This is a genomic window from Bacillus sp. AFS031507 (genome assembly GCF_002584635.1).
Classification (GTDB): Bacteria; Bacillota; Bacilli; order Bacillales; family Cytobacillaceae; genus Neobacillus.
On sequence record NZ_NUOW01000003.1, the window covers coordinates 441451 to 465494 of the forward strand.

Annotated in this window: 20 protein-coding genes and 1 pseudogene; 17 read left to right on the forward strand and 4 right to left on the reverse strand. The window is 37.0% G+C overall.

Features of this window, described 5'->3' with window-relative positions; all coding sequences use genetic code 11:
• Positions 1-174 precede the first annotated feature (174 nt).
• Positions 175-1662 (reverse strand): annotated as a pseudogene (locus tag COE25_RS06180) (MFS transporter).
• A 361-nt stretch (positions 1663-2023) separates the two neighbouring features.
• On the opposite strand from COE25_RS06180, the gene COE25_RS06185 reads away from it, so the two are divergent.
• The 3 genes from COE25_RS06185 to COE25_RS06195 all read left to right on the forward strand — a co-directional run bounded on the left by COE25_RS06185 (position 2024) and on the right by COE25_RS06195 (position 5264).
• A complete protein-coding gene (locus COE25_RS06185) occupies positions 2024-3361 on the forward strand; it encodes a TrkH family potassium uptake protein (RefSeq protein ID WP_098931853.1) in 1338 nt (445 codons plus the stop codon).
• Between the two features lie 30 nt (positions 3362-3391).
• Complete coding sequence (locus COE25_RS06190) at positions 3392-4045, forward strand: potassium channel family protein (RefSeq protein WP_088088601.1); 654 nt, start codon at positions 3392-3394, stop codon at positions 4043-4045.
• A gap of 70 nt (positions 4046-4115) precedes the next feature.
• Positions 4116-5264, forward strand: a complete 1149-nt coding sequence (locus COE25_RS06195; RefSeq protein ID WP_098931855.1) for an acyl-CoA dehydrogenase family protein — start codon at positions 4116-4118, stop codon at positions 5262-5264.
• Between the two features lie 53 nt (positions 5265-5317).
• Here the strand turns inward: COE25_RS06195 and COE25_RS06200 are convergent, their stop codons facing one another.
• On the reverse strand, positions 5318-5497 hold the full coding sequence (locus tag COE25_RS06200; protein ID WP_088088599.1) for an H-type small acid-soluble spore protein: 180 nt from the start codon (positions 5495-5497) through the stop codon (positions 5318-5320).
• Between the two features lie 103 nt (positions 5498-5600).
• Complete coding sequence (locus COE25_RS06205; RefSeq protein WP_088088598.1) at positions 5601-5780, reverse strand: hypothetical protein; 180 nt, start codon at positions 5778-5780, stop codon at positions 5601-5603.
• A 517-nt stretch (positions 5781-6297) separates the two neighbouring features.
• Between COE25_RS06205 and ltaS the strand changes: the two genes are divergently transcribed.
• From ltaS to COE25_RS06220, 3 genes are all read left to right on the forward strand, one after another.
• Positions 6298-8247, forward strand: coding sequence for a lipoteichoic acid synthase (ltaS, locus tag COE25_RS06210; protein ID WP_098931857.1), 1950 nt, complete (start codon positions 6298-6300; stop codon positions 8245-8247).
• Between the two features lie 85 nt (positions 8248-8332).
• On the forward strand, positions 8333-9235 hold the full coding sequence (locus COE25_RS06215; RefSeq protein WP_098931859.1) for a thermonuclease family protein: 903 nt from the start codon (positions 8333-8335) through the stop codon (positions 9233-9235).
• Positions 9236-9366: 131 nt separating this feature from the next.
• The gene (locus tag COE25_RS06220; protein WP_098931860.1) at positions 9367-9879 is read left to right on the forward strand and encodes an HD domain-containing protein; all 513 of its coding nucleotides are present in this window, start codon (positions 9367-9369) and stop codon (positions 9877-9879) included.
• A 184-nt stretch (positions 9880-10063) separates the two neighbouring features.
• Here COE25_RS06220 and COE25_RS06225 read toward each other — a convergent pair whose 3' ends face one another.
• Positions 10064-10540 carry a hypothetical protein gene (locus COE25_RS06225; protein WP_098931862.1) on the reverse strand — a complete coding sequence of 159 codons (477 nt, stop codon included), beginning with the start codon at positions 10538-10540 and terminating at the stop codon, positions 10064-10066.
• 197 nt (positions 10541-10737) lie between these two features.
• Here COE25_RS06225 and COE25_RS06230 point away from each other — a divergent pair, with 197 nt between their 5' ends.
• From COE25_RS06230 to COE25_RS06275, 11 genes are all read left to right on the forward strand, one after another.
• Positions 10738-14145 carry a hypothetical protein gene (locus COE25_RS06230; RefSeq protein WP_098931864.1) on the forward strand — a complete coding sequence of 1136 codons (3408 nt, stop codon included), beginning with the start codon at positions 10738-10740 and terminating at the stop codon, positions 14143-14145.
• Positions 14146-14359: 214 nt separating this feature from the next.
• Positions 14360-15538, forward strand: a complete 1179-nt coding sequence (locus tag COE25_RS06235) for a cation:proton antiporter (protein ID WP_098931866.1) — start codon at positions 14360-14362, stop codon at positions 15536-15538.
• Between the two features lie 206 nt (positions 15539-15744).
• Positions 15745-15873, forward strand: a complete 129-nt coding sequence (locus COE25_RS31385) for a hypothetical protein (protein WP_256942446.1) — start codon at positions 15745-15747, stop codon at positions 15871-15873.
• 245 nt (positions 15874-16118) lie between these two features.
• Entirely contained in the window at positions 16119-17117 is a 999-nt protein-coding gene (locus COE25_RS06240; protein ID WP_088088590.1) for an ABC transporter substrate-binding protein, read from the forward strand.
• A 123-nt stretch (positions 17118-17240) separates the two neighbouring features.
• Positions 17241-18272, forward strand: coding sequence for an ABC transporter permease (locus COE25_RS06245; RefSeq protein ID WP_098931868.1), 1032 nt, complete (start codon positions 17241-17243; stop codon positions 18270-18272).
• Positions 18247-19041 carry an ABC transporter ATP-binding protein gene (locus tag COE25_RS06250; RefSeq protein ID WP_088088588.1) on the forward strand — a complete coding sequence of 265 codons (795 nt, stop codon included), beginning with the start codon at positions 18247-18249 and terminating at the stop codon, positions 19039-19041. The genes COE25_RS06245 and COE25_RS06250 overlap by 26 nt, the downstream gene beginning before the upstream one ends.
• A gap of 251 nt (positions 19042-19292) precedes the next feature.
• Positions 19293-20408 carry a 4-hydroxyphenylpyruvate dioxygenase gene (gene hppD / locus COE25_RS06255; protein WP_098931870.1) on the forward strand — a complete coding sequence of 372 codons (1116 nt, stop codon included), beginning with the start codon at positions 19293-19295 and terminating at the stop codon, positions 20406-20408.
• A gap of 104 nt (positions 20409-20512) precedes the next feature.
• Positions 20513-21133: a flavin reductase family protein gene (locus tag COE25_RS06260; protein ID WP_098931996.1), complete on the forward strand. Its 621-nt coding sequence runs from the start codon at positions 20513-20515 to the stop codon at positions 21131-21133.
• 5 nt (positions 21134-21138) lie between these two features.
• The gene (locus COE25_RS06265; RefSeq protein ID WP_098931998.1) at positions 21139-22068 is read left to right on the forward strand and encodes a fumarylacetoacetate hydrolase family protein; all 930 of its coding nucleotides are present in this window, start codon (positions 21139-21141) and stop codon (positions 22066-22068) included.
• A 4-nt stretch (positions 22069-22072) separates the two neighbouring features.
• Complete coding sequence (locus COE25_RS06270) at positions 22073-23230, forward strand: homogentisate 1,2-dioxygenase (protein ID WP_088088586.1); 1158 nt, start codon at positions 22073-22075, stop codon at positions 23228-23230.
• 118 nt (positions 23231-23348) lie between these two features.
• The gene (locus COE25_RS06275; protein WP_098931872.1) at positions 23349-23963 is read left to right on the forward strand and encodes an NUDIX hydrolase; all 615 of its coding nucleotides are present in this window, start codon (positions 23349-23351) and stop codon (positions 23961-23963) included.
• The last annotated feature ends 81 nt before the right edge of the window (positions 23964-24044 follow it).

The following is a 24044-nucleotide window of genomic DNA, read 5'->3' on the forward strand; positions in this document are numbered from 1 at the left end:
TTCTTGTTGTAATCACTATAAAACAATTGCAAATGTAATTTTGTGACGTACGTCACAAAAACAGTGAACGAACTGTGAACTTAAGGAAGTTGACAAAAAGTTGTAATAATTTATAACTGGTGAACGAAAAAAAGAGATCTTCCATGTGGAAGATCTCCTTTTGTTCTGCCTTTTTTAGGATTTTTCGTTATCTTCATAGAACATCCCTACAAAGTTTTTTGTTTCACCTACGTCATCTTTAATGGCTGTAATAGTTAGCCATTCTCTGTAAATTTCATTGTTTTTGCGTTTGTTCCAAATATAACCTTCCCAAACCCCGTTGGTTTTTAAACTGAACCACATTTTTTTGTAAAACTCGTTGTCATGTTCACCGGATTGAAGAACGCTTGGGGTTTTACCAATTACCTCTGCTTGACTATAACCGGTGATTTTTGTGAATGCGGGATTAACACTTTGAATAATTCCATTAACATCGGTTACACAAATACCATCTAAGGCATGGTTTACAATCTTGGCAGAAATATCCAACTTATCTTGATAATATAGCCATACTACGATAACCAGACTTGCTAAAGAAAATTCAGATAGGGACATAAACCCAATCGCATAATGACCAGTCCAACCAAAGAGAATCGTGAGAATGATTGGCGGGAAAAAACCACCCAGTCCTCCCATGGCAGAAACAATTCCATTCACAATACCCGCTTGATTGGAAAAATATAAAGGGACTAGTTTAAAGATAGCGCCATTTCCAAGTCCCGCAAAGAAAGCAACTAATAAGCAACCAAAGGAATAAATCGGCAGTGATGGAGTAAATGACAAAAGAAATCCTGCAAAAGTTAGGCTAAAGAACACAGCCATTAAAATAAGAAAAGGATTAACTTTATCGCCTAACCATCCACCTATGGGTCGAAAAAAGGTTGCCAAAGCAATCTGTCCGAAGTCCTGCATCGACTTTATCTAATTCAAAGTGATTTGCTAAAACGATGGTAAGTAAATGGTGAAAGCAACGAAGGAACCAAACGTGATAAAATAAAATAAACTTAGAAACCAAAGTTTTGGATTTTTATATACCTCTTTGATTTGTTCAAGTAAGGAAATGTGAACTTTTCGTTCCTTTTTGTCCCCAAATATAAAATTTAAAAGCGCAAAGATTAATACAATAATCATGAAGATTTTAATGGTGTTTCTCCATCCATAGGCGGTAGCAAGTACGGGTGCGGAAAAGGATGTAATAGCCGTACCAATATTTCCTGCTCCGTAAATTCCGTTAATAAACCCATGCTTTGTTTTTTCATAATACTTGGGAAGGGAGGTAACACCGACGGAAAAGACAGCACCGCCAATCCCTAGTAAAAATCCTCCTAAGATTAAAGTTAATAAGGAATTAGCATAGCTTAACAATGCAATTGGTATGAGCAGTATAATAAAGCTGATTGTAAATAAAATTCGAGCGCCATAGCGATTGGTCCAGTACCCTATCGGAACTCGAAGCAGTGAACCGAGGATAACAGGGACCGCCGTAGCCCAGGCAATTTGAGATGAAGAAAGTTGGATATCTACTTTAATAAACGGCATTAGTGATGATATCAGTACCCAAACCATAAAACCTGCTACCAGACTTCCAGTTTGTATAAATAGTTGTTTTGATCCTTGTTTCATTACAATCCCCCATCAATTCCCATGCTATTTTATTATTTCCTCAAAAAGTCGTTATATATTAAGAAAGAGTGTTTATGAACATGGATAATTTTACTTCTTGTATTATAGAACAACACTTAGTCAATCAACAGTGAGTTATGACACACATTTGACACACTCATGGTAAAAATTTTTCTAAGGTGTACCAATTCACATCTTTAATTTACATGCTTTGTTCGTAGTTGTATATTTTTCCTGTATTATAGATTTACGAATATTTAAAATAGAGGCATGAACAAGGAGAAAAAAATTAAGATCATAGATAACACATGATTATTAATTGATTGTTAAAAATAACATCAAAGTGGTAAGGGAGAAAACTATGTTGCGCAAAAAAATAATTCTAGATCCTCCTAAGATTCTTGTTCTAGGTTTTGGTTTGATCATATTACTAGGAACATTTCTACTAACCATGCCGGTTTCGACTACAAATGGGCAAGGTTTGTCTTTTTTAAACGCCCTGTTCACTGCAACCTCTGCAACATGCGTAACAGGTTTAGTTGTCGTAGATACCGGGACCACATTTACAATATTCGGTCAAGTGGTTATTTTATGTATGATTCAAGTCGGTGGACTTGGATTTATGACGTTTGCAACGTTTTTTGCCTTCCTATTAGGGAAGAAAATATCTTTAAAAGAAAGGCTTCTACTTCAAGAATCATTAAATAATTTATCAATGGAGGGGATTGTACGGCTAGTAAGACGAATTTTAATTTTTACAGCGGTGATTGAGATAATTGGTGCTGTGCTTTTATCTTTCCGTTTTTCCTTTGACATGCCGATAGGAAAAGCGATTTATTATGGAATTTTCCATTCAATTTCCAACTTTAACAATGCGGGATTTGACTTAATGGGGGAGTTTCATAGTTTAACGAGTTATGTGAACGATCCAACAGTTACGTTGACCGTTAGTGCATTAATTATCTTAGGTGGGATCGGCTTTATCGTTATGAACGAACTTTTTGAATATCGTGTTTTAAAACGGCTATCATTACATACAAAGATTGTCTTAATGACGAGCAGCGTTTTAATAGTAGTAGGTACAGCTGGTATATTCCTGCTTGAATATTCCAATGGTTTAACGCTAAAACCATTGTCGTTTTCAGGGAAAATCCTAGGGTCATTATTCCAATCTGTTACGGCAAGAACAGCGGGGGCTAACACATTAAATATTGGTGATCTAACTCAAACATCTTTATTATTAATTGTGTTACTCATGTTTGTTGGTGCATCGCCTGGGTCGACAGGCGGGGGGATCAAAACCACCACTTTTACAACGCTCATTGGAGCTGTTTGGTCACAAATTCGCGGGAAAGAGGATGTTATTTTTTACCGTCAGCGGATTGAATATGAAACGATTTATAAAGCATTAACCGTCACATTTAGTGGGTTATTTCTCGTCATGATAATGACACTTATTCTAACCATTTCAGAACACGGACAAGATTTGTTAACAATAGTATTTGAGGTAACTTCTGCCTTTGCAACTGTCGGGCTATCGATGGGATTGACACCAGAATTATCATCACTTGGCAAGGCATTAATAATTTTTACTATGTTTGCTGGCAGGGTAGGACCATTAACTATTGCTTATGCGGTGACAATACGCAGAAAACCTGATGCATTCCGGTATCCGAAGGGAAAAATCACGATTGGGTAGTTTTTAACACCAAGGAGGTACAAGGAGACAGTGGCTAATCAATATGCAGTGATTGGATTAGGTAGGTTTGGACTAAGTATTGCCAATAAGTTATATGAATCTGGGCAGGAAGTGCTTGGAGTGGATGTGAATGAGGAACGAGTTGAAGAATCCCATCCATTCGTTACTCATTCCGTGATTGCCGATTCAACCGAAGCTGAGGCATTAAAATCGATTGGGATCCGTAATTTTGATACAGTTATTGTAGCAATCGGAAACGATATTCAGGCAAGTATTCTATCTGTTTTATTATTGAAGGAACTTGGTGTAAAAAAGGTGATTGCCAAAGCATTAAATAAACTACATGGTCAAGTATTAAAAAAGGTTGGGGCAGACTGGGTCGTCTTTCCTGAGCGAGATATGGGAATTCGAGTCGCCCATCAGCTGTTATCACCTAATGTGTTAAATTTTATTGAGATATCGAAGGATTATAGTGTAGAGGAAGTAAAAATCCCCGATAGGATGATGGAAAAAACCTTAAGGGAGCTAGATTTAAGGGCAAAGTTTAATTTGAGCGTCATCGCGATTCGGCATGAAGATGAAATTAACATTTCACCATCTCCTGATGAAAAAATTAATTACGGTGATGTTCTAGTAGTAATCGGTGAAAACCGCGATTTGGAAAAATTCGCTAATTTAGAATAAGAAACAAACCCCTGGTATATAGACTAGGGGTTTGAATGATTTTTTGTTAATGGGATAGGAGAGATGAGAGATGAACTTTCAAGAAAAAGATACATTGGAAGAACGAATAGAGTTAATGAGACTACTTTCAAAACAATTCCTATTACGAGCACCTCAGATAGATATAGAAGGTAATTTCCCGTTTGCAAATATTCAGGATCTGAAAAATACAGGTTATACGGCATTAACTGTTCCCTCAAGGCATGGTGGAGAGGATATCTCACTTTATGAACTTATTCGACTACAAGAAACGATTGCGGAAGGTGACGGGGCAACAGCACTTTCGATTGGATGGCATATGGGAATTATTATGAATCTAAATGAAAAAAGCTCTTGGGATGAGTCGATCTTTAAGTATCTATGTAAACAAGTGAAAAATGGAGCATTAATAAATAGTGCTCAAAGTGAACCAAAGACTGGTAGTCCTACACGAGGCGGCAGACCGGAAACTACTGCAGAAAAAAGTCAGAATGGCTGGGTTATTAAAGGGAGAAAAACATTTACTACCATGTCACCCGTCCTAGATTACTTTATAGTTAGTGCAACAATCAAAGAGACCAATGAAGTAGCCAATTTTCTAATTCCACGATCTACAAAAGGAGTGGTTATTGAGGAAACTTGGGACAGTATCGCGTTAAGAGGAACAGGGAGTCATGACTTAATTTTGGATAATTGTTTGGTAGATGATGAATATCTTGTGGAAAAGTTTAGTTCGAACGGAAAAAGAGCGAATGGATGGCTACTTCATATTCCAGCATGTTATCTGGGCATAGCAAAAGCGGCCCAAAGATATGCTATTCAATTTGCTAAAGAATATTCTCCGAATAGTATTGTCGGACCAATTATCGATTTACCAAATGTTCAGCAAAAACTTGGAGAGATTGAGTTGAAATTAATGCAGTCCGAGTATTTCTTATATGGGGTTGCAAAACAGTGGGATTATTCAAACGATCAAGCTAGGGAAAAAATGGGGGCTGCTTTAGGTGCAGCAAAATTAACCGTTACCAATAACGCAATCGAAGTTGTTGATTTAGCAATGCGAATCGTAGGTGCAAAAAGTCTTTCATTGAAAAATCCGTTACAGCGGTATTATCGAGATGTAAGAGCAGGCCTTCATAATCCACCAATGGATGACATGACGATACAATTACTTGCCAAGGATAGTATATTAAACCACTAACAAAATTTGGATGAGTAAAGACCATCTTTTCAATGAAAAGATGGTCGAAAAAATTATTCTTCGATAAGTTCTCCGATTTCTACAACTGAACGTTCTTCTAATGGGCCTCGTAAATGTACTGTTGCTGTCTGTCCATCTTCATTTAATTGGTCAATCCAAACCGATGTACCATTATATTTTACTTCTATATCTGCAGATGATGACAAAATTTGTTTTACACGGTTAATATTCATTATATCCACTCCTATAAAATAGTCATTTAAAGATCTTCATTTCATTCCAATAAAATACATTTGCAGCCGCTTTCTTCTATTATATAATTGGCATTAAAAATTCTTAAGGGTAGTTGATATGTATACCATTGATAGTTCCTGGCTCGTCATCATCACCCAAGCTATTAAGATAATTTTCAAGCTCGACTTGGAGATCTTTTGGAGCGCCAGGCTTTAAGTGCCAATTTCCTGGTTCATCAACAAAATATGGGCTTTTTGTAAATTCAGGCCTAATTCTGGGCATCGTATTCTCCTTTTAAAATTTTTCTACATTCCTCTGTGTATATGCTATCCAATGTTTAAGGAGTTCATTCAAGTAATCTTTCTATTTACCGTCAGTTAAAGATAAGTCTAAATTCATATTGCTCCTTCATACGTTCGGGTTTATGATATGTAGAAATGATGACTCAAGGATTGTTCCGACTAAGATATAATTTATGGAAGCATAGAAAATCTAACAAGAAAAAAATTTGAAACTAAATAAAACTTATTTCGTCTTATATTATTGAAGATTGAAAACAGTCATGTCCCAAAGAGAACGGACATAAAAATAAAAGGTATATCTCAATTTTTAAGAAATGCCCAAGCTGTTGAAGGTAATGATTTTGCTTGCCCGAGATGGCGGGGAAAAGTGTAGAATGTTGTAGAAAAGTATAGATAAAAATAGCAAGATTTATGTTTTTATTTTTTAAAGAAATGTGATATAGTGATTGAGGTTCGTTTACCGAAGCTTAATTGGTAAGTGAGAGGAGAATTTAAAGATGAATAAAATTAGACTACCAAAAACATTAACCAATAGTCATATTACATTCTTTATAGCGGCCGTTATATTATTTTGGATCAAAACCTATGCTGCATATCAAATTGAATTTAACTTAGGTATTGAAAATAGCCTACAGAAGTTTTTGCTTTTAATAAATCCATTAAGTTCAGCACTTTTCTTCTTTGGATTTGCCCTGCTTTTTAAAAAGCATTCAAAATTGATTATGATATTAACAAATTTTCTATTATCATTCTTATTGTATGCAAATATTGCCTATTATCGCTTTTTTAATGATTTCATTACGGTTCCGGTTCTAATGCAAACCAAAACAAATGCTGGTCAACTTGGCGACAGTGCACTTTCATTAATGTCTCCGTTTGACATTTTTTATTTTACAGATATGTTTATTTTAATCGCGTTAGCATTAACCGTATTCAAAAAAGTTACGGTAACGAACAGAAAGACCTTTAAGATTGTTCTATTATTTTCAATTACTACTTTTCTATTTAATTTAGGTTTAGCAGAAAAGGATCGTCCGCAGTTACTTTCACGTTCTTTTGACCGAAATTATTTAGTAAAATATCTTGGAGCGTATAACTTTACCATTTATGACGTCATCCAAAATATAAAATCATCAAGTCAGCGGGCTTTAGCGGATAGCAGTGATATTACAGATGTTGAGAACTATCGTAAAGCAAACTATGCTGCACCAAATCCAAAATATTTTGGTAAAGCAAAAGGTATGAACGTAGTTTATATTTCGATGGAATCTTTTCAAAGCTTTATGATTGATTATAAAATGCCTAACGGACAAGAAGTAACACCATTTTTGAATTCATTAGCACATGACAATAATACCTTCTATTTTGATAATTTCTATCATCAAACAGGACAAGGGAAAACATCGGATGCCGAATTTCTAATGGAAAATTCATTATATCCAATGGCACAAGGTGCTGTTTTTGTTAACAAAGCCCAGAACACTTATCAAGCTATGCCTTCTATTCTAAAAGGACAGGGATATAGTTCTGCTGTGTTACACGGGAACTATAAGACGTTCTGGAATCGAAATGTTATCTATAAAGCATTTGGATACGATCAATTCTTTGATGCAGAATACTACAGCATGTCAGATGAAAATACAAAAAACTATGGAATGAAAGATAAACCTTTCTTTAAAGAATCTATTCCATTACTTGAAAGCTTAAAGCAGCCGTTCTATACAAAGTTCATTTCACTGTCTAATCATTTCCCATTTGAAATGGATCCGGAAGATACTGATTTTCCTGCTGGGGATTACGGTGATACGGTTGTAAACCAATATTTCCAATCTGCAAACTATATGGATCAGGCATTTGAGCAATTCTTTAATGATTTAAAAGCTAATGGTATGTATGACAATACAATAATTGTCATGTATGGTGACCATTACGGAATATCTGAGAACCATAATGATGCAATGGCGAAGGTTATGGGTGTGGACGAAATTACACCTGCAATCAATGCAAAATTACAGCGTGTACCATTATTTATTCACGTACCTGGTGTAAAGGGTGGAATTCAACACCAAGTTGGCGGGGAAGTCGATGTTCGTCCAACAGTGCTCCATTTATTAGGTATTGATACGAAAGATTATATGGAATTTGGTTCAGATTTACTTTCTAAACAACACCGTAATTGGGCATTATTCAGAAACGGTGACTTTGTAACATCTGAGGCTATCCAAATTAATGAAAAATGTTACTCCTCTTTAACAGGTGAGTTATTAGAAGATAGTACTACATGTAAGGATGTAGATAGCAAAGTTAATACAGAGCTAAATATGTCCGATGAAATAGTTTACAAAGACCTGCTGCGGTTCTATAAGCCAGAAGGATATACACCGATCAATCCTAACGATTATGAATATCTAGGACCAAAAGTTGATAAAGTAACAGAAGAAAAGTAACTAGGTCAAAGAGAGAGGAGCATTAACTTCTCTCTTTTTATTTTGTTACAATAGATAAAGTAAATAATTTAAAGGGGCACTATCTATGAACAACAGAATTCTCCAATTAATAATATCGTTTATCGTAATTATTCCTATCATTCTCTCAGGGTGTTCTAGTAGCGAACCATCTATACAGAAAAGTGACTCTAAAACTTCCTCTGTTGTAAAAAACAATGAAGTTCATACGAATGAAACGAGCGATCCAAAGACACCTTCACTCTCTCAAACAGAAGTACCTCAATCGAAAACCGGTAATAAGAAATTACTTCCCGCAACTATCGTCAAGAATGTCGATGGTGATACTATTAATGTTAACCTTAAAGGGAAGATAGAAAAGGTAAGAATGCTCTGTGTGGATACACCTGAGACACATCATCCCCGCTTAGGGGTACAGCCATTTGGACCAGAAGCCTCCGAGTATACAAAGGAAATTCTCTCCGTTGGTACTAAAGTTGAAATTGAACCTGGAATTGGAGACGGACGTGATAAATATGGGCGCCTACTTGCCTATATTTATGTTAATGGAAAAATGTTTAATGAAATGCTGTTGGAAAAAGGCCTTGCTCGTGTGGCCTATATTTATGCTCCGAACACCCAATATGTTGATGAATTTTATGCGATTCAAAAGAAAGCACAAGAAAAAGGTGTAGGAATCTGGTCGATTGAAAATTATGCTCAAGAGGATGGGTATAATACTGAAAATGTCAAAAAAACGGAAGAAACAGGTACAAATTCAAAAGCATCTTCAGGGAACAACTATCAAAATAACCCAATTGATGATCAAGAATCAAACTTAGATTGTAAAGGGAAGATCAAAGGGAATGCAAATTCTCATATCTATCATGTACCCGGCGGTAGTTTTTACGACTCCACCACCGACAACATCGTTTGGTTTTGTTCAGAAAAAGAAGCGCAGGATGAAGGGTACAGAAAGTCAAAACGCTAATATCATTTGTTTAAAAGAGCGGCGGGCCCTCGAATGCCTTCTGTTTTTTTTATATAAAAAAATAGCCATGTATCATTTGTTATCATATAATAAATGAAATATATTATTTTGAAAAAGTTAGGAGAGATCGCATGAGAGACGTTACCTTATTGAATATATTTGAACATCATATTGCCCAAAAATATTTGAACCGTTCTGGTCTTGCCCATGCGATTGCTGTAGCCTACCATGCCTTTCAATTAGGGAAGGAGCATCAACTGGATGTTGACATTGCTGCAAAAGCAGGGCTCCTCCATGACATGGGGCATTATACATGGTATAAAAATGGAAAATGGGATTATGACTTATACAAACAAAATGACATTCACCCAATTAAAGGGGCTGAGCGGGCTCACAAGCTCCTGATTCGTCTTGGTGAAAATCCAATCAAAGCTAAGACGATTGCACTTGCCATTTTATTTCATACTGACTCCTTTCTACCATCAAACGATATCGTTCGGACACCATTACAACAAATTGTTAAATGGGCCGACGAAAAGGATGAGGAAGAAGGCGGCATGCACCATTACAGAACCATTGAATATGAACGTGCAAAACAAAGCATTATCCGCCTAGACGAATGGATCGACAAAATAGGTGAATAAAGAAAAGGCGGTGCAAATGCACCGCCTTTGTTTAAAGATAAGAAAGTATAAATTTCGACCTTGAAAATTGTCCAGCTCCAGCGCCCTAGCGGCTAGTGTCCTTCGCTCTNNTTCCTTTATCTCAGTTGGAGCGCTCCAGGCCATACGCCGCTGAACAGGGCGCTTGCGCTTTTCTTAAATCAAATTACTTCCTTGTAAAGCCTTCTTCTTGCAAAAACGCCTCAGCTTCCTCATAGGTATCAAAGGTAGCATCAAGGTTTAACCCATAATAGATATTCCAGGATTCATTTTCTTCAACTAGAATCAGGGCATTATTTTCACTATCCACCCAGCGCTCCTCTTTTGAATCTCCAATAATGGCTTCTTCAGCAGCCGTTTTTTCGACTGATGATAGGGATTGAATCGTTTGTTTTAACAATTTACGGAGTTGTTCTTCGGAGAACTCACGTATATTGACCATTCCTTTTTCATCTGTATCATAATTGTCCAACTGTCCAGCATAAACAAATCCATTCCCATTTGGGTGTAAGTGATAAACAATGTTCTTCTTATCAGAGATACTGCCTTCGAACTGAAAATTGACTCGTCCAAGTGAAACATTCTTTCGTTCCAACTCTGAAAATGATTCGATAATCGCTAATTTTTCATTATATGTAAGCATAGTTTCCTCCGTCTATTTAAGTAAATCCTCTTACATCATACAGATATTTTACCCAAACGTAAAATCTTTAAAAAAAGTGTTGCATAGTAACATGTTTTTTTGAGAATATATTGAAAATATTTAGTAATGGTGTAAAATTACACTATAGAGGAAAATTTTGTATGATCGCCATTTTGGTATGATTGTGGGGAGATTTCATGGATTCGAATATAAGAGAAGAGCAGAGGAAAATTTTTAGAAAAGAGTTATTCACTTTACGTGAAGAAGGGTACCTTTCTGAGGCAATTGTCGACACGGTAGCAAGGGCACATTATCAATATCATATGGATTTATTAGAAATGGAGGCAAAACCCCCATCCACTGAAAATAATACGCCAATTAAAAAAGCTGCACCGCCAAAACCGCAAAAAGTGAAAAAAACGTTAACACCAGAAGAAATCCGTGAAAGGAATATTACCTGGTTATTAAACATTGGGGTAATCTTTTTATTAATTGGTGGATTGTTTGTTGCGACGAGTAATTGGGAATCAATGACAAGTTTCATGAAAAGTGGATCAATAGCAATTGTTGCCTTATTATTTTACGGTATTGCTTTTTTAACGAAGAAAATATTAAAAATTGAAAAGACGGCCTTTGCCTTCATTGTTCTTGGAAGTTTGTTTTTGCCAATTTTTATCCTATCGCTTGGATGGTTTGGGTTATTAGGACCATATTTATCAATATCCGGGGAGGGACGTTACCTACTCGGAACGCTCGGGAGTTTGCTGCCAATAATTGTTTACTATGTTTTTGCAAAGAACTTAGTTTCTAGATTATTTGTTTGGTTTACCTATGTCTCGATAAGCATAGGAACTGCCTTTCTCTTAGCCAGCTTCCATCTGAAAATTGATTTCTTTTACCTAGGTTTGATGGTTTTTAATGCTATCTTTATTTTTGTATATCATCAGTTGAAACACAAGGAATCATTCAAATTATTTACGTATGAATTTATTCCGTACGTCCAAGTAAATCTTGTTCTTTGTACCTTATTTATGCTTTTTTTATACGATAATGAGGTCTTATACAGCTTCAACCTGCTGTTAACAGCGATTATTTATTTATCAATGATGTATGTGAGCGGTCGAAAAGAATATCATTTCATATTTAGTGCCATGATCGTTTATGGTGCCTATCAATTAATTGAGCATAGCTTCCTCGATAGTTTTGGGGCGATTGTTTATGCATTAATTGGATTTGGGATTGTATTCGTTCCAAAGGCAATGGATGATAAATTCACATTAAATAAAGTCTTCCAATATACAAGTGCAGTAATCTCAGGTTTAGCGTTTATTTACATTAGCCTGGAAGGAATTCTCCTTCGTGCAGGCAATCCATCGATTGTGCTTATGATTGCTTATTTTATCATTGCAGTTAACTTTATTTATTTATCCTCTCAAGGTTCTAGACGATTATTTCCTTATTTAAGCGCAGTTTTTGCAGCTTCTGGCATTTATGAAACGATTGCATTAGTAAGCCAGCCTTTCGAGATGGTCAATTTTTCTCTTCAGTTGTCTTTAGCAGGTTTTATCCTATATTTTGGGTTAGGCATTGAGCTACTTTCAAAGTACGTAAAGATCATTCAGACTGCCTCCAGAGATGTCGGCTTATCGATAATGGTGCTTGCAATTTTGTCTGCAATTTCTTGGTTATTATGGTGGGAACTAGGCGTTATGTTATTACTATTGGTGGTTGTTGCCTTTCTACTGTATAAGAAGGAAACACGGATTTATCTTCAGGAAGCCGCTTTATGGAGTATTCCTGGTTTACTTGGTCTTTCCATCGTAGCTTATGGAGAAGAAATTAATACAAATTTTTCTGTTTATCTTAATGAATATGGTTATGCAATAAATTTTGCCGCTGGGGCAATCATGGTTTTATTATGTGGTTTTGTATGGAAAAAAGTTGGGGAAAAGGAATTAGGTAGTATATCGTTATATACCTCACAGGTACTCTATACGTTTGCCATTTTCCATGCTTTGCTAAGTCCGATTAACCATTTATGGGTTCAGCCGCTTGTTTTGTTGGTTGGAATCGCCATGTATTTTTATTTATATAAAAAAGTTGGGACGAAGTGGGTTCCTTTTATTGTAAGTATCTCAGTACTGCTTACGTATTTTTCTATTATCCAAGCTATTAGGCTTATATTTTCATTAAGTCATACAATTAATTCACTAATTGCTTCAACAAGTGCAGTGGTCATGCTTCTAATCGCTTATCTCAATCAGAAAAATGACTTGAATCTTTCCATTGCCTTTGCATGGGTTGGACACAGCATTTATCCACTAGCGCTATTCTTCACATGGTTTGCCTATCAGACAGACTCGATTTATAGCTTTATCTTGGCAGTGTTTGTATATGCTTTTAGTACAAAGTTTACTAAGGTAGAATGGAAGATAAAAGTTTTTCTTTATGGGAGCTTTACGTCCCTCTACTTTATTGTTTCAACTGGGTTAGATCAATTAATCAATCGATATTTTGGAAATTATGAGTTCCCAATCACTAGCGGTTTCATTCTTCTATTTGCATTTTTCGCTAAGGATGAATTTAAGAAACGGACAGCTTATTATTTCGTGCCATTTTCAACAATCGGAATTGTGTTTACATTAATTACCTATCCGTTTGATTTGCTGCCGTATCTTGTCACGCTTGCCTATATTGTTGGGACACTGTTTTATATGCATAAAATCAAATGGGATCTTCTAGGGGTCATCCCATTACTCTTAGCATTTATTGCAACGATTGAATACTCTTATCTTGGTGAATTAGATGAACTCGATAAAATGATTCTGTCTGGCGGCTTAGGGATTGTTCTTTTGATTATTGGCCAATTCGTTTATAAAAAGCTAGTTGAATATGGACCGAACATTCAGCAAACAAAATTCGATGGATTTACCCTAGTTTCATTCATGTTTTTCGCTTTTATGTACAGCTTCGAGAATCAATACATCTGGTGTCAGGCACTGCCAGGATTGCTTATTTCAGCTTCCTTTTTGCTGCAAAGGAAAAGGGTGCCTGCCAGGTTCTCTGTCCTTTTGACAATACTTGGTGGAGCCTATTTGTTACAACCATACTATTCCATAATCGCTATGCTTCATATTCCGTCATTATGGGAACGTGAAATGATTGTCCTTCCGTTTATAATTCTAATCATTTTCATTCGACGTTGTTTAAAGGGAAGATATTCTGATATTACGAAGGCTGTTCAATGGGGAGTCCTAATAATCGTATCCCTATTATTAATCCAAGATGGTTTAGCAAGCAACACGATTTATGATGCAATCATTTTAGGAACACTTTCATTGGTAGCAATGATGGCAGGTATGTTCCTGCAAATTAAATCCTATTTCTTTGTTGGGGCTGGTGTATTATTATTAAATGTCTTTCTGCAAACTAGACCATACTGGGGGAATATGCCTTGGTGGTTCTATTTATTAATTGCTGGTCTTATCTTGATTACCGTAGCAAGCTTTAATGAATGGAATAAGCAAAAAGTAAATAAAGGTGAATCGACCTTTATTACCAGTTTCAAGGAAAAAGTAATTGATAAAATGAAAAAGTGGGACTAAAGGGGAAAGACGACTGCAATTAATTTCCATTGAATAAAAACATAATGTTAGTTATAATAGTAATAATTAAAAAAATTATTTATTGTTTTTGGAGGAGCCTGTCACCAAGGGATATCTATGTCCCGTGGTTGACAGGCTTTTTTTGTTTTCTCCCAAAAAGGGTCTGATTTTTTTAAGCAGACCCTTTAATTTTTTACGAAGGAAAGGTGATTGTATGGAATTATTTTTTGAATTAGCGATTATTTTATTTGCCTCTAAGATTGCTGGGGATATTTGCGTTAAATTAGGTCAGCCCTCGGTTCTAGGGAAGTTGTTAATAGGGGTTATTTTAGGTCCAGCTGTGTTAGGCCTCGTTTCAGATACGAAAACATTGGCAGACCTAAGCCAAATTGGTGTCATTTTGTTAATGTTTATAGCAGGTATGGAGACTGATTTAAATGAATTTAAACGCACGTGGAAGGCATCAACCTTCGTTGGAATCAGTGGGATCATTGTTCCTTTAGTTTCAGGTTACTTAGCAGGAATTTTGATGAATATGACAACATTTGAAGCCTTATTTTTAGGATTATTACTTTCTGCAACAAGTGTAAGTATTTCCGTTCAAGCACTTAAAGAGTTAAATAAGATGAAATCTAAAGAAGGGACCGCGATTTTAGGGGCTGCCGTCATTGATGATGTTCTTGTGATTGTCGCCCTGGCCTTTTTAATGAGTATGGCCGGTGGAGAAGTGAATTTAAGCATGATGATTATTAAAAAGGTCCTCTTTTTCATGGTTGCGATTTTAGTAGCTTGGAAGGTGGTTCCATGGGTTTTAAAGAAATTTGCTCCATTAAAGGTCACAGAGCCGCTCGTCACGGGTGCATTAATCATTTGCTTCCTGTTTGCCTATGCAGCTGAAATAACAGGTGTTGCGGCAATTATAGGGGCGTACATCGCTGGTGTTGCTATTAGTCAAACAGAATATAAACTTAAAATATTTGAGAAAGTGGAAACGATCAGCTATTCCATTTTTGTACCTATATTTTTTACCTCGATAGGGGTGGCAGTAAGCTTTGACGGAATATCGAAAAATTTCGGGCTAATTATCGGTTTTAGCATCCTAGCCATTTTAACCAAGTTAATCGGTGCTGCAATGGGAGCAAAAATAGCTCATTTTTCCTGGAAGAGTTCACTTGGAATTGGAGCTGCTATGGTTTCACGTGGAGAAGTTGCCTTAATTATTGCCTCGATTGGTTTGGAGACAAAATTAATCAGTCAGGAATTATTTGCTGTTTTAGTGGTAGTAGTACTAATTACTACCATCGTTACACCCCCAATGATGAAGTATTTTTTCAGTGAAGGTAATAAACAAACAGAAATGAAAAAAACAGTATTTAGTAAAGTGGAAATTTAGTTAATAAAATCCAGTCAAATTATTGGCTGGATTTACCTTTTTATGAAAAATTAGTGAAATATATCATACTTTCACTATTTATAAACAAATAAGTAATAGTACTTTTCATATTTTTTTGATTGATTTGAGAAAGTACCCCCATTATTTTGGTGGAATAGTCGAATTATCTATCAAACAAAAAACTTACTAAATTCAGGAGGTTAGAAATGGGAACCGTGATCATTGATATCGACAAATTACTAGAAGCAACGTCAAATCTAACATCTGAGAAAAGCAACAATAAAATGAAAAAAGTTGAAATTGACCTCTTACTTGAAAATACCCGTGATTGGTAAAAATAATATTATCCAGATAGTTTTCTAGAATGCCTTCCATTTAAAAGAAGGCATTTTTTGTTGTTTAAAAAGAAAATAAAGTTTTTTAATAATGTCAAGAATTCCTATTAATTTATGCTGCTTTAAAGCGAAAAAATATTTTACGCATTTCTATTGCTTTTCGTGCAAAAAAATACTAGAATAATTTTTAATATATTAAATTTTATGAAAATTAGTATTTTATTATTTAAGGGGGATTTAGCTAGATGAAGAAAAAAGTTAAAGCATTGTCGATTGCCTTAGCAGGAATGATGTTGCTTGCAGGCTGCGGAAGTAAAGAAAAAGCAGGGGGTTCTGAAAAAGAAGGAGCGGATAAGGAGTTCAAAGTTGGAATTACCCAGTTTGCCCCACACCCATCTCTAGACGCTGCGACAGAAGGCTTTAAAAAAGCCTTAAAGGATAAAGGGATTAAGGTAAGCTATGATGAACAAAATGCTCAGGCAGATATGAACAACACTCAAACAATTGCCAATAATTTTGTCGGTGACAAAGTGGATTTAATTTTTGCTAATGCCACTCCAAGTGCAACGGCAGCATTGAATGCAACAAAGGATATTCCGATTATCTTTACATCGGTGACAGATCCTGTAGGTGCAGGTTTGGTAGAGGCTTTTGATAAACCAGGGAAAAACATTACGGGTACAACCGATAACCATCCAGAAGCAACGAAAAAAACAATTAGCTTTATTACGGACGAAGTGAAAGCAAAAAATATTGGTGTGATCTATAACTCTGGTGAACAAAATTCAGTGGTTCAGGTGAAAGAAGTTAAGAAAATTGCTGAAGAGAAGGGTGCTAAACTTGTTGAAGTATCTGTTTCAACTACAGCAGAAGTGAAGCAGGCAGCTGAATCATTAGTTGGCCGTGTTGATGCGATTTATGTTCCAACTGACAATACCGTAGTTACTGCTCTTGATACGGTTATTGCCGTTGCAAACAGCAAAAAAATTCCACTTTTCGTTGGTGAACTTGATTCCATGAAAAAAGGAGCCGTTGCTGCCAGCGGGTTCAGCTATTTCGATCTTGGCTATCAATCTGGTTTAATGGCTGCTGATATTTTAAGCGGGAAGAAGAAGGTATCTGAAATTCCAGTAGAACTTCCAAACAGCTTAAAACTTGTCATTAATACGAAGGCTGCTGAAGCTCAAGGCTTAACAGTAAATGAAGCTTGGAAAAGTTTAGGCGAGTTTTTCGAAGGTAAATAAAATAATATTGATCATGAATGGAGCCTTCGTTTGAAGGCTCCATCCATGAACCAAACATTAGCTTGAAAATAGGTTATTGCATCTTAGAAGCAGGCTTAATGATTTAAAGAAAGGATGATCTCAATGTTTACAGCCATATTTGGATCATTTGAAGCAGGTATTATCTATGCGATTATGGCACTAGGCGTCTATCTTTCCTTTCGTATTCTGGATTTTCCAGATTTAACGGTGGATGGGAGTTTTGTGACGGGGGCAGCAATTTCAGCTGTAATGATTGCGAATGGAACCGATCCATTTTTAGCAACAATCATGGCGTTATTCGCCGGTTTTGCAGCTGGATGTATGACAGGTCTTCTCCATACATTTGGAAAGATTAATAACTTGCTATCCGGAATTTTAATGATGATTGCACTTTATTCAATAAATCTTCGAATCATGGGACGCTCAAATATCCCATTATTAAATACAGATACAGCTTTTACGAAAATTAGTGAATTTTTTGAAAAGACAGGAATTGATTCATTTTTAAATAACATTCTCTCCATGGTGGGTCTTGGCGACAGCTTGCCGGAAACATGGGGAATTCTTATTTTTATGATTATCGTAACATTTGTGATTAAATTCTTTACCGATCTGTTTTTGAAAACCGAAATAGGGCTTGCCGTCAGGGCTACGGGAGATAATAAACGGATGATTCGCAGCCTTTCTGCTAATACCAACCTCCTTGTTGTGCTTGGCTTAGGTCTTTCAAATGCTCTTGTAGCTTTCTCAGGTGCTCTGATCGCCCAGCAAGGTGGATTTGCAGATGTGGGTATGGGGATTGGGATGATTGTGATTGGCCTAGCCTCCGTTATTATTGGTGAAGCCTTATTTGGTACAAAAACGATTGCTAGGACCACTCTCGCTGTTATTGGCGGATCGATTATTTATCGAATTGTTGTTACCTTAGCATTACGAGTGGATTTCTTGGATCCTGGTGATATGAAGCTGATTACTGCTCTCATTGTTATTCTTGCTCTTACTACTCCAAAGATTATTGAAAGTTCCAAAGAGAGAAAGCGGAAAGCCCGCAGAAGATCTGAGAGATCAAACATCTTGCAGACTTCTGGCCAAGTGAAGGGGGACAATCATGTTACAATTAAATCAGATTCATAAGATATTTAATGAAGGGACACCTGATGAAAAAATCGCCATTGATCATGTGAACCTAACCCTTCAGCCTGGTGATTTCGTAACGGTAATTGGCAGTAACGGGGCGGGGAAATCAACCTTAATGAATATCATTTCAGGTGTATTAATCCCGGATGTAGGGGAAGTACAGATTGGCGAAAAAAATGTCACTAATATGTCAGAGTTTAAACGGTCAAAAATGATCGGACGTGTTTTTCAGGATCCAATGGCCGGTACGGCTCCAAGTATGACGATTGAAGAAAATCTTGCCATGGCTTATTCTCGGAATAAAATGAGAACACTTCGACAAGGAGTTACAAAAAAGCGACGTGATTATTTTCGTGAGGTATTGGAATCCCTGCATCTGGGCCTCGAGAACCGCCTAAGTGCAAAGGTAGGCTTGTTATCCGGGGGAGAACGTCAAGCACTATCCCTGTTAATGGCTACCTTCACAGAGCCTTCCATCCTCCTTCTTGATGAACATACGGCAGCACTTGACCCATCAAGAGCGGAATTAATTACGAACTTAACGAGAGAAATTGTTGACAAATATAAACTGACCACATTAATGGTTACTCATAACATGCAGCAAGCCATTGATTTAGGCAATCGATTAATCATGATGGATAAGGGCCAAATTATTTTAGAGGTCAATGAGGAAAATAAGAAACAATTAACAATTGAAGGTTTACTGATGGAGTTTAAAAGGATACGTGGGGTACAAATGTCAAGTGATCGTGCCATTCTTTCCTAATGGGAAAAAATTTTTTTTGAGTGTCTATTTTAGATTTGCTTTTATAAAAAGTATTTCCAATATCATTAAAGGAGAAACTGCCTGTTTTGGGCAAGTTTCTTTTTGTATTTTGGGAAATAATTCAAAGATATCTAAATTACTTTAGTACAAAAAAGCGTTATTGCTTTACTTCCCATCCTTGAAAGGACAAGATTCTTTCATTTAGAATTAATTCAGAATATTATTACTTTTAAACTGATGGGGGTTTCTAAATGAAAGAAAATAGAGTAAGGGCAGACCAATTGGTTGATGATTTTTTCCCCGTTCGAGATGTTGATTATATTGAAATTTACACAGGGAATTCCAAGCAGGCATGTCACTTTTTTTGCACTGCCTTTGGATTTCAACCAGTAGCTTACGCTGGTCTTGAAACTGGCAATCGTGAAACCGCTTCCTACTGTTTAAAGCAACGGAATATTCGCCTCGTCTTAACAGGCTCCTATACCGAAGACAGTGAAGTTTCCCAATTTGTAAAAAAACACGGTGACGGTGTGAAGGACATAGCCCTGTTAGTCGATAATGTCGAGAAAGCTTTTGAAGAGGCAGTGAAAAGAGGTGCCATTGTGATTGCTGCCCCATCTGAAATCAAGGATGAAGCAGGTGTGATTAAAAAAGCCGTTCTTGGTACATATGGGGATACCATCCATACGTTAATTGAACGGAAAAATTATCAAGGAGCATTTTTACCCGGATATGTCGCATACTCGGCGCCACTTCCGATTAAAGATGCCGGGTTAATTGGGATCGATCATGTAGTGGGTAACGTGGAGAGGATGGAGGAGTGGGTCGAATATTACGCTAAGGTAATGGGCTTTAAGGAAATGAAACATTTCTCTGACAAGGACATCACGACGGAATACTCAGCTCTAATGTCAAAGGTCATGCATAACGGAGGGCGGATTAAATTCCCTATCAATGAACCGGCGGTCGGAAAACGCAAATCACAAATTCAGGAATATCTAGAATTCTACAATGGTCCGGGTGTCCAGCATTTGGCGATATTAACAGAAGATATTGTATCAACTGTCGCTATTTTAAAGGAGAACGGGGTAGAATTCCTAAATACTCCACCAGCATATTATGAATCCTTAGGTGAACGCATCGGTAAAATTGATGAAGAAATTGAAAAGCTTCGCGAACTAAATATTTTAGTAGACCGTGATGATGAGGGGTATTTACTGCAAATTTTTACAAAACCAATCGTAGACCGTCCGACATTATTTGTTGAAATTATTCAACGAAAAGGGGCACGTGGTTTTGGTGAAGGAAACTTTAAAGCTTTATTTGAGTCAATTGAACGGGAGCAGGAAAGACGAGGAAATCTCTAATATAAATAGCAAGGGTTTAAAGGGGCAAAAGTATAGAGTGGAGTTGGAAAAGGGAGAGATATTACTCCCTTTTTTTAAAAGTTAACCTGTAAGGGGTGAATGTTATAGAGATCTCGCCAAAAACACTGGAATGGAGAGAGGCATATAAACTATTAGTTGGTTCCATCCTTCCCCGTCCAATTGCCTTTGTTTCGACCATAGATGGAAATGGGACTGCTAATGCAGCACCATTTAGTTTTTTTACAGCGATTTGTGCGGACCCCATGCTCATCTGTTTTTCACCGATGAGAAGAGGAACGGATGGGGCTAAGAAAGATACTCTTGTAAATATAGAAAGCACAGGTCAATTTGTCATTAATATTGTGAGTTTTAGTATGGCTGAGCAAATGAATGACTGTGCGATTGAATTCAGCCCGGATATCGACGAAATAGCAGAAGTGGGTTTAACCAAAGAACCAAGTATAGAAGTGAGTGTGCCGCGTATCAAGGAATCTCTCGTCCATTTAGAATGTGAACTAGAGCAGGTATTACATTTTGGTGATAAGCCTGGGGCAGGAAGCCTTGTGATTGGAAAAGTGGTTCATGTCCATGTCAATGATGAACTATTTAATAAAGGGCGAATTGATAGTGCCAAGTTGAAGCCAATTGGACGGATGGCTGGGAACATCTATACTGACCCGTTAGCTAAAATGTTTGAAATGGATCGAAAAATGGAGAAAAGGTGAGTGTCGTGAAATTCGTTACTTTTGAAAAAATGGATGGGACAATCCGAGCAGGCTGGTTACTTGACCAAGACCATGCCATTGATATGTATGAGGCATCAGGCGGGGGGCTGCCAAGTAATCTATTAGCTTTTCTTGAAAATAGTGCCGCCAATCTGGAAACAGTGGCTAGTTTAACCCCATTTACAAAGGGACAAAAAGGCGTTTATCCATTGAATCAACTTTGTTTAAAGGCACCACTACCTATTCCGAGGAGTTTTCGTGATTTTTATGCATTTGAGCAGCATGTGAAAACAGCGAGGGAGAATAGGGGCCTCGAGATGATTCCAGAATGGTACGAAATCCCTGTCTTTTACTTTTCCAATCATCTTGCAATTAAGGGACCAGGAGAGGAAATAATCAAGCCTGTAAATTGTAACTGGCTTGATTATGAACTGGAGATCGCATGCATTATTGGCAAAGAAGGAAGAAATATTTCCGCAGATGAGGCAGATAAGTATATTTTTGGCTATTGTATTTTAAATGATTGGAGCGCAAGAGACCTACAAAGGAAGGAAATGAAGGTTGGACTGGGGCCCGCAAAGGGGAAGGATTTCTCGACATCGATTGGACCGTGGATTGTCACAAAAGATGAGTTAGAACCATTTAAATTAGGGAAGGGCTTCAATCTTTCGATGAAAGCCCGTGTCAATGGGGTTCTTCTTTCCAAGGGGAATATGAAAGACTTATATTATTCCTTTGCTGAGATGATTGAGAGGGCTTCTGCTGGCGTGACTTTATACCCTGGAGAGATGATTGGTTCAGGAACAGTTGGTACAGGATGTATTCTTGAGCTTGGAGACAAGGTCCATCGCTGGTTAATGCCTGATGATCAAGTCGAATTAGAGATTGATCATCTTGGAGTGTTACAGAATGAAATAATCGCTGAAGAGAGGTGAGAAGATGTATTACCGTCAAATGGGTAAGATTCCTCACAAACGGCATACGATGTTTAAAAAGGAAGATGGGAGTCTTTACAGAGAGCAGGTAATGGGGACTCGTGGATTCTCTGGAACCCAATCTATTTTGTATCATCAATATATGCCTACAGAAGTGGTGAAGGCAGAAATGGTCGGCAACTACTTACCCGAATATGAAGACCAGCAGCCGCTCAAACACCGCCACTTTTTTACAAGTAAAGTAGCAAACAAAGGGGACGCTTTAAATGCACGGGAATATATTTTGGGGAATCAAGATTTATTAATTGGAACGGCCAATGTGACGATGGCGATGCCAAGTTTTTATCGGAATGGTGATGGCGATGAAATGCTTTTTATCCACTATGGCTCAGGAAAACTAGAAACAATGTTTGGGAACCTTTCTTACAGTCCAGGTGATTATCTTATTATTCCGATTGGTTCCATTTACCGTGTGATCCCGAACGAAAATGAAGAAACGAAAATGTTGTTTGTTGAATCCTTCAGCCAAATAACAACACCAAGACGATACCGAAATGAATATGGTCAACTTTTAGAGCATAGCCCATTTTGTGAAAGAGACCTTCGTGGACCGGAAGAATTGACGACATTTGATGAAAAGGGTGAATTTGAAGTTTTAACGAAATCAAGAGGGAAGATATCCTCGCATATTATAGGACATCATCCACTTGATGTTGTGGGTTGGGATGGATATTTATATCCATGGGCCTTTAACATCGAGGATTTTGAACCAATCACAGGAAGAGTCCATCAGCCGCCACCCGTCCATCAAACCTTTGAAGGTAATAATTTTGTCGTTTGCTCATTTGTCCCGAGGCTATATGATTATCATCCAGAATCGATTCCTGCTCCCTATTATCATAGTAACGTTAACAGTGATGAACTTCTTTATTATGTGGAAGGAAATTTTATGAGTCGTAAAGGAGTACAGGAGGGTTCCATCACGCTTCATCCAGGCGGGATCCCACATGGACCTCATCCTGGAAAAACGGAAGCGAGTATTGGAAAAAAGGAAACGCTTGAACTGGCCGTTATGATCGACACCTTTCATCCTCTAAAAATCGTAAAAACCGCACAAAAAATAGAAGATGCCAACTATATGTATTCTTGGTATGAAAAGTAGGATTAATGATTTTTCCAGAACAATCCAACGTAATACTAGTTGGATTGTTTTTTTAATCTAAGGTAAAAAGTGGTATGGTGGTAATAAGAAAAAATTGTAAATGAATAGAGGTGAAATCATGGAACTGGAATCAATAGTAACTAAATTAAAAAGCCATACTCCTAAAATTCTTGGAAGTGAGAAATTTTCAAAATATGCTGTCATGGTACCACTCATTGAAAAAGAGGATGAAATTCACGTGTTGTTAGAGGTTCGTTCCCTAGAACTAAGGAGGCAGCCTGGAGAAATATGTTTTCCAGGGGGGAGAATTGACGCACAGGATATCGATGAAAAAGATGCAGCTATCCGAGAAACGGTTGAGGAATTAGGAATTAACAAAGAGCAAATAGCAGACATTAACCCACTAGATTATATGATTTCACCATTTGGAATGATTATCTATCCTTTTGTTGGATACATTAAACATCCGAATAGGATCGTTCCAAATCCATCAGAAGTCGGGGAGATTTTTACTGTACCGCTATCTTTTTTTATAAATAATGAGCCAGAGATATATCATATTGAATTTAGGCCAGAACCTGAAGAGAATTTTCCCTTTGACCTAATTGTCGGCGGGGAGAATTATAATTGGCGGACTCGAGGGGTCGATGAATATTTCTACCGGTATCAAGGAAAAGTAATTTGGGGATTAACCGCTAAGATTCTTTCCCATTTTATTGAACTTATTCGTTAGTATCTATAAGAGCATATCCTTGGTTATTTTAAGAAACAATGATTATAGTTATATTGCAGCTTGAAATTCAAGGATAAGGAG

What these genes read in the sequence shown, in the direction of transcription:
- COE25_RS06250 (WP_088088588.1), top strand. Translation starts at nt 18,247, where the DNA reads ATGTTACAATTAAATCAGATTCATAAGATATTTAATGAAGGGACACCT.
- COE25_RS06235 (WP_098931866.1), top strand. Translation starts at nt 14,360, where the DNA reads ATGGAATTATTTTTTGAATTAGCGATTATTTTATTTGCCTCTAAGATT.
- COE25_RS06195 (WP_098931855.1), top strand. Translation starts at nt 4,116, where the DNA reads ATGAACTTTCAAGAAAAAGATACATTGGAAGAACGAATAGAGTTAATG.
- COE25_RS06185 (WP_098931853.1), top strand. Translation starts at nt 2,024, where the DNA reads ATGTTGCGCAAAAAAATAATTCTAGATCCTCCTAAGATTCTTGTTCTA.
- hppD (WP_098931870.1), top strand. Translation starts at nt 19,293, where the DNA reads ATGAAAGAAAATAGAGTAAGGGCAGACCAATTGGTTGATGATTTTTTC.
- COE25_RS06205 (WP_088088598.1), bottom strand. Translation starts at nt 5,780, where the DNA reads ATGCCCAGAATTAGGCCTGAATTTACAAAAAGCCCATATTTTGTTGAT.
- COE25_RS06225 (WP_098931862.1), bottom strand. Translation starts at nt 10,540, where the DNA reads ATGCTTACATATAATGAAAAATTAGCGATTATCGAATCATTTTCAGAG.
- COE25_RS06275 (WP_098931872.1), top strand. Translation starts at nt 23,349, where the DNA reads ATGGAACTGGAATCAATAGTAACTAAATTAAAAAGCCATACTCCTAAA.
- COE25_RS31385 (WP_256942446.1), top strand. Translation starts at nt 15,745, where the DNA reads ATGGGAACCGTGATCATTGATATCGACAAATTACTAGAAGCAACGTCA.
- COE25_RS06215 (WP_098931859.1), top strand. Translation starts at nt 8,333, where the DNA reads ATGAACAACAGAATTCTCCAATTAATAATATCGTTTATCGTAATTATT.
- COE25_RS06230 (WP_098931864.1), top strand. Translation starts at nt 10,738, where the DNA reads ATGGATTCGAATATAAGAGAAGAGCAGAGGAAAATTTTTAGAAAAGAG.
- ltaS (WP_098931857.1), top strand. Translation starts at nt 6,298, where the DNA reads ATGAATAAAATTAGACTACCAAAAACATTAACCAATAGTCATATTACA.
- COE25_RS06270 (WP_088088586.1), top strand. Translation starts at nt 22,073, where the DNA reads ATGTATTACCGTCAAATGGGTAAGATTCCTCACAAACGGCATACGATG.
- COE25_RS06220 (WP_098931860.1), top strand. Translation starts at nt 9,367, where the DNA reads ATGAGAGACGTTACCTTATTGAATATATTTGAACATCATATTGCCCAA.
- COE25_RS06240 (WP_088088590.1), top strand. Translation starts at nt 16,119, where the DNA reads ATGAAGAAAAAAGTTAAAGCATTGTCGATTGCCTTAGCAGGAATGATG.
- COE25_RS06200 (WP_088088599.1), bottom strand. Translation starts at nt 5,497, where the DNA reads ATGAATATTAACCGTGTAAAACAAATTTTGTCATCATCTGCAGATATA.
- COE25_RS06245 (WP_098931868.1), top strand. Translation starts at nt 17,241, where the DNA reads ATGTTTACAGCCATATTTGGATCATTTGAAGCAGGTATTATCTATGCG.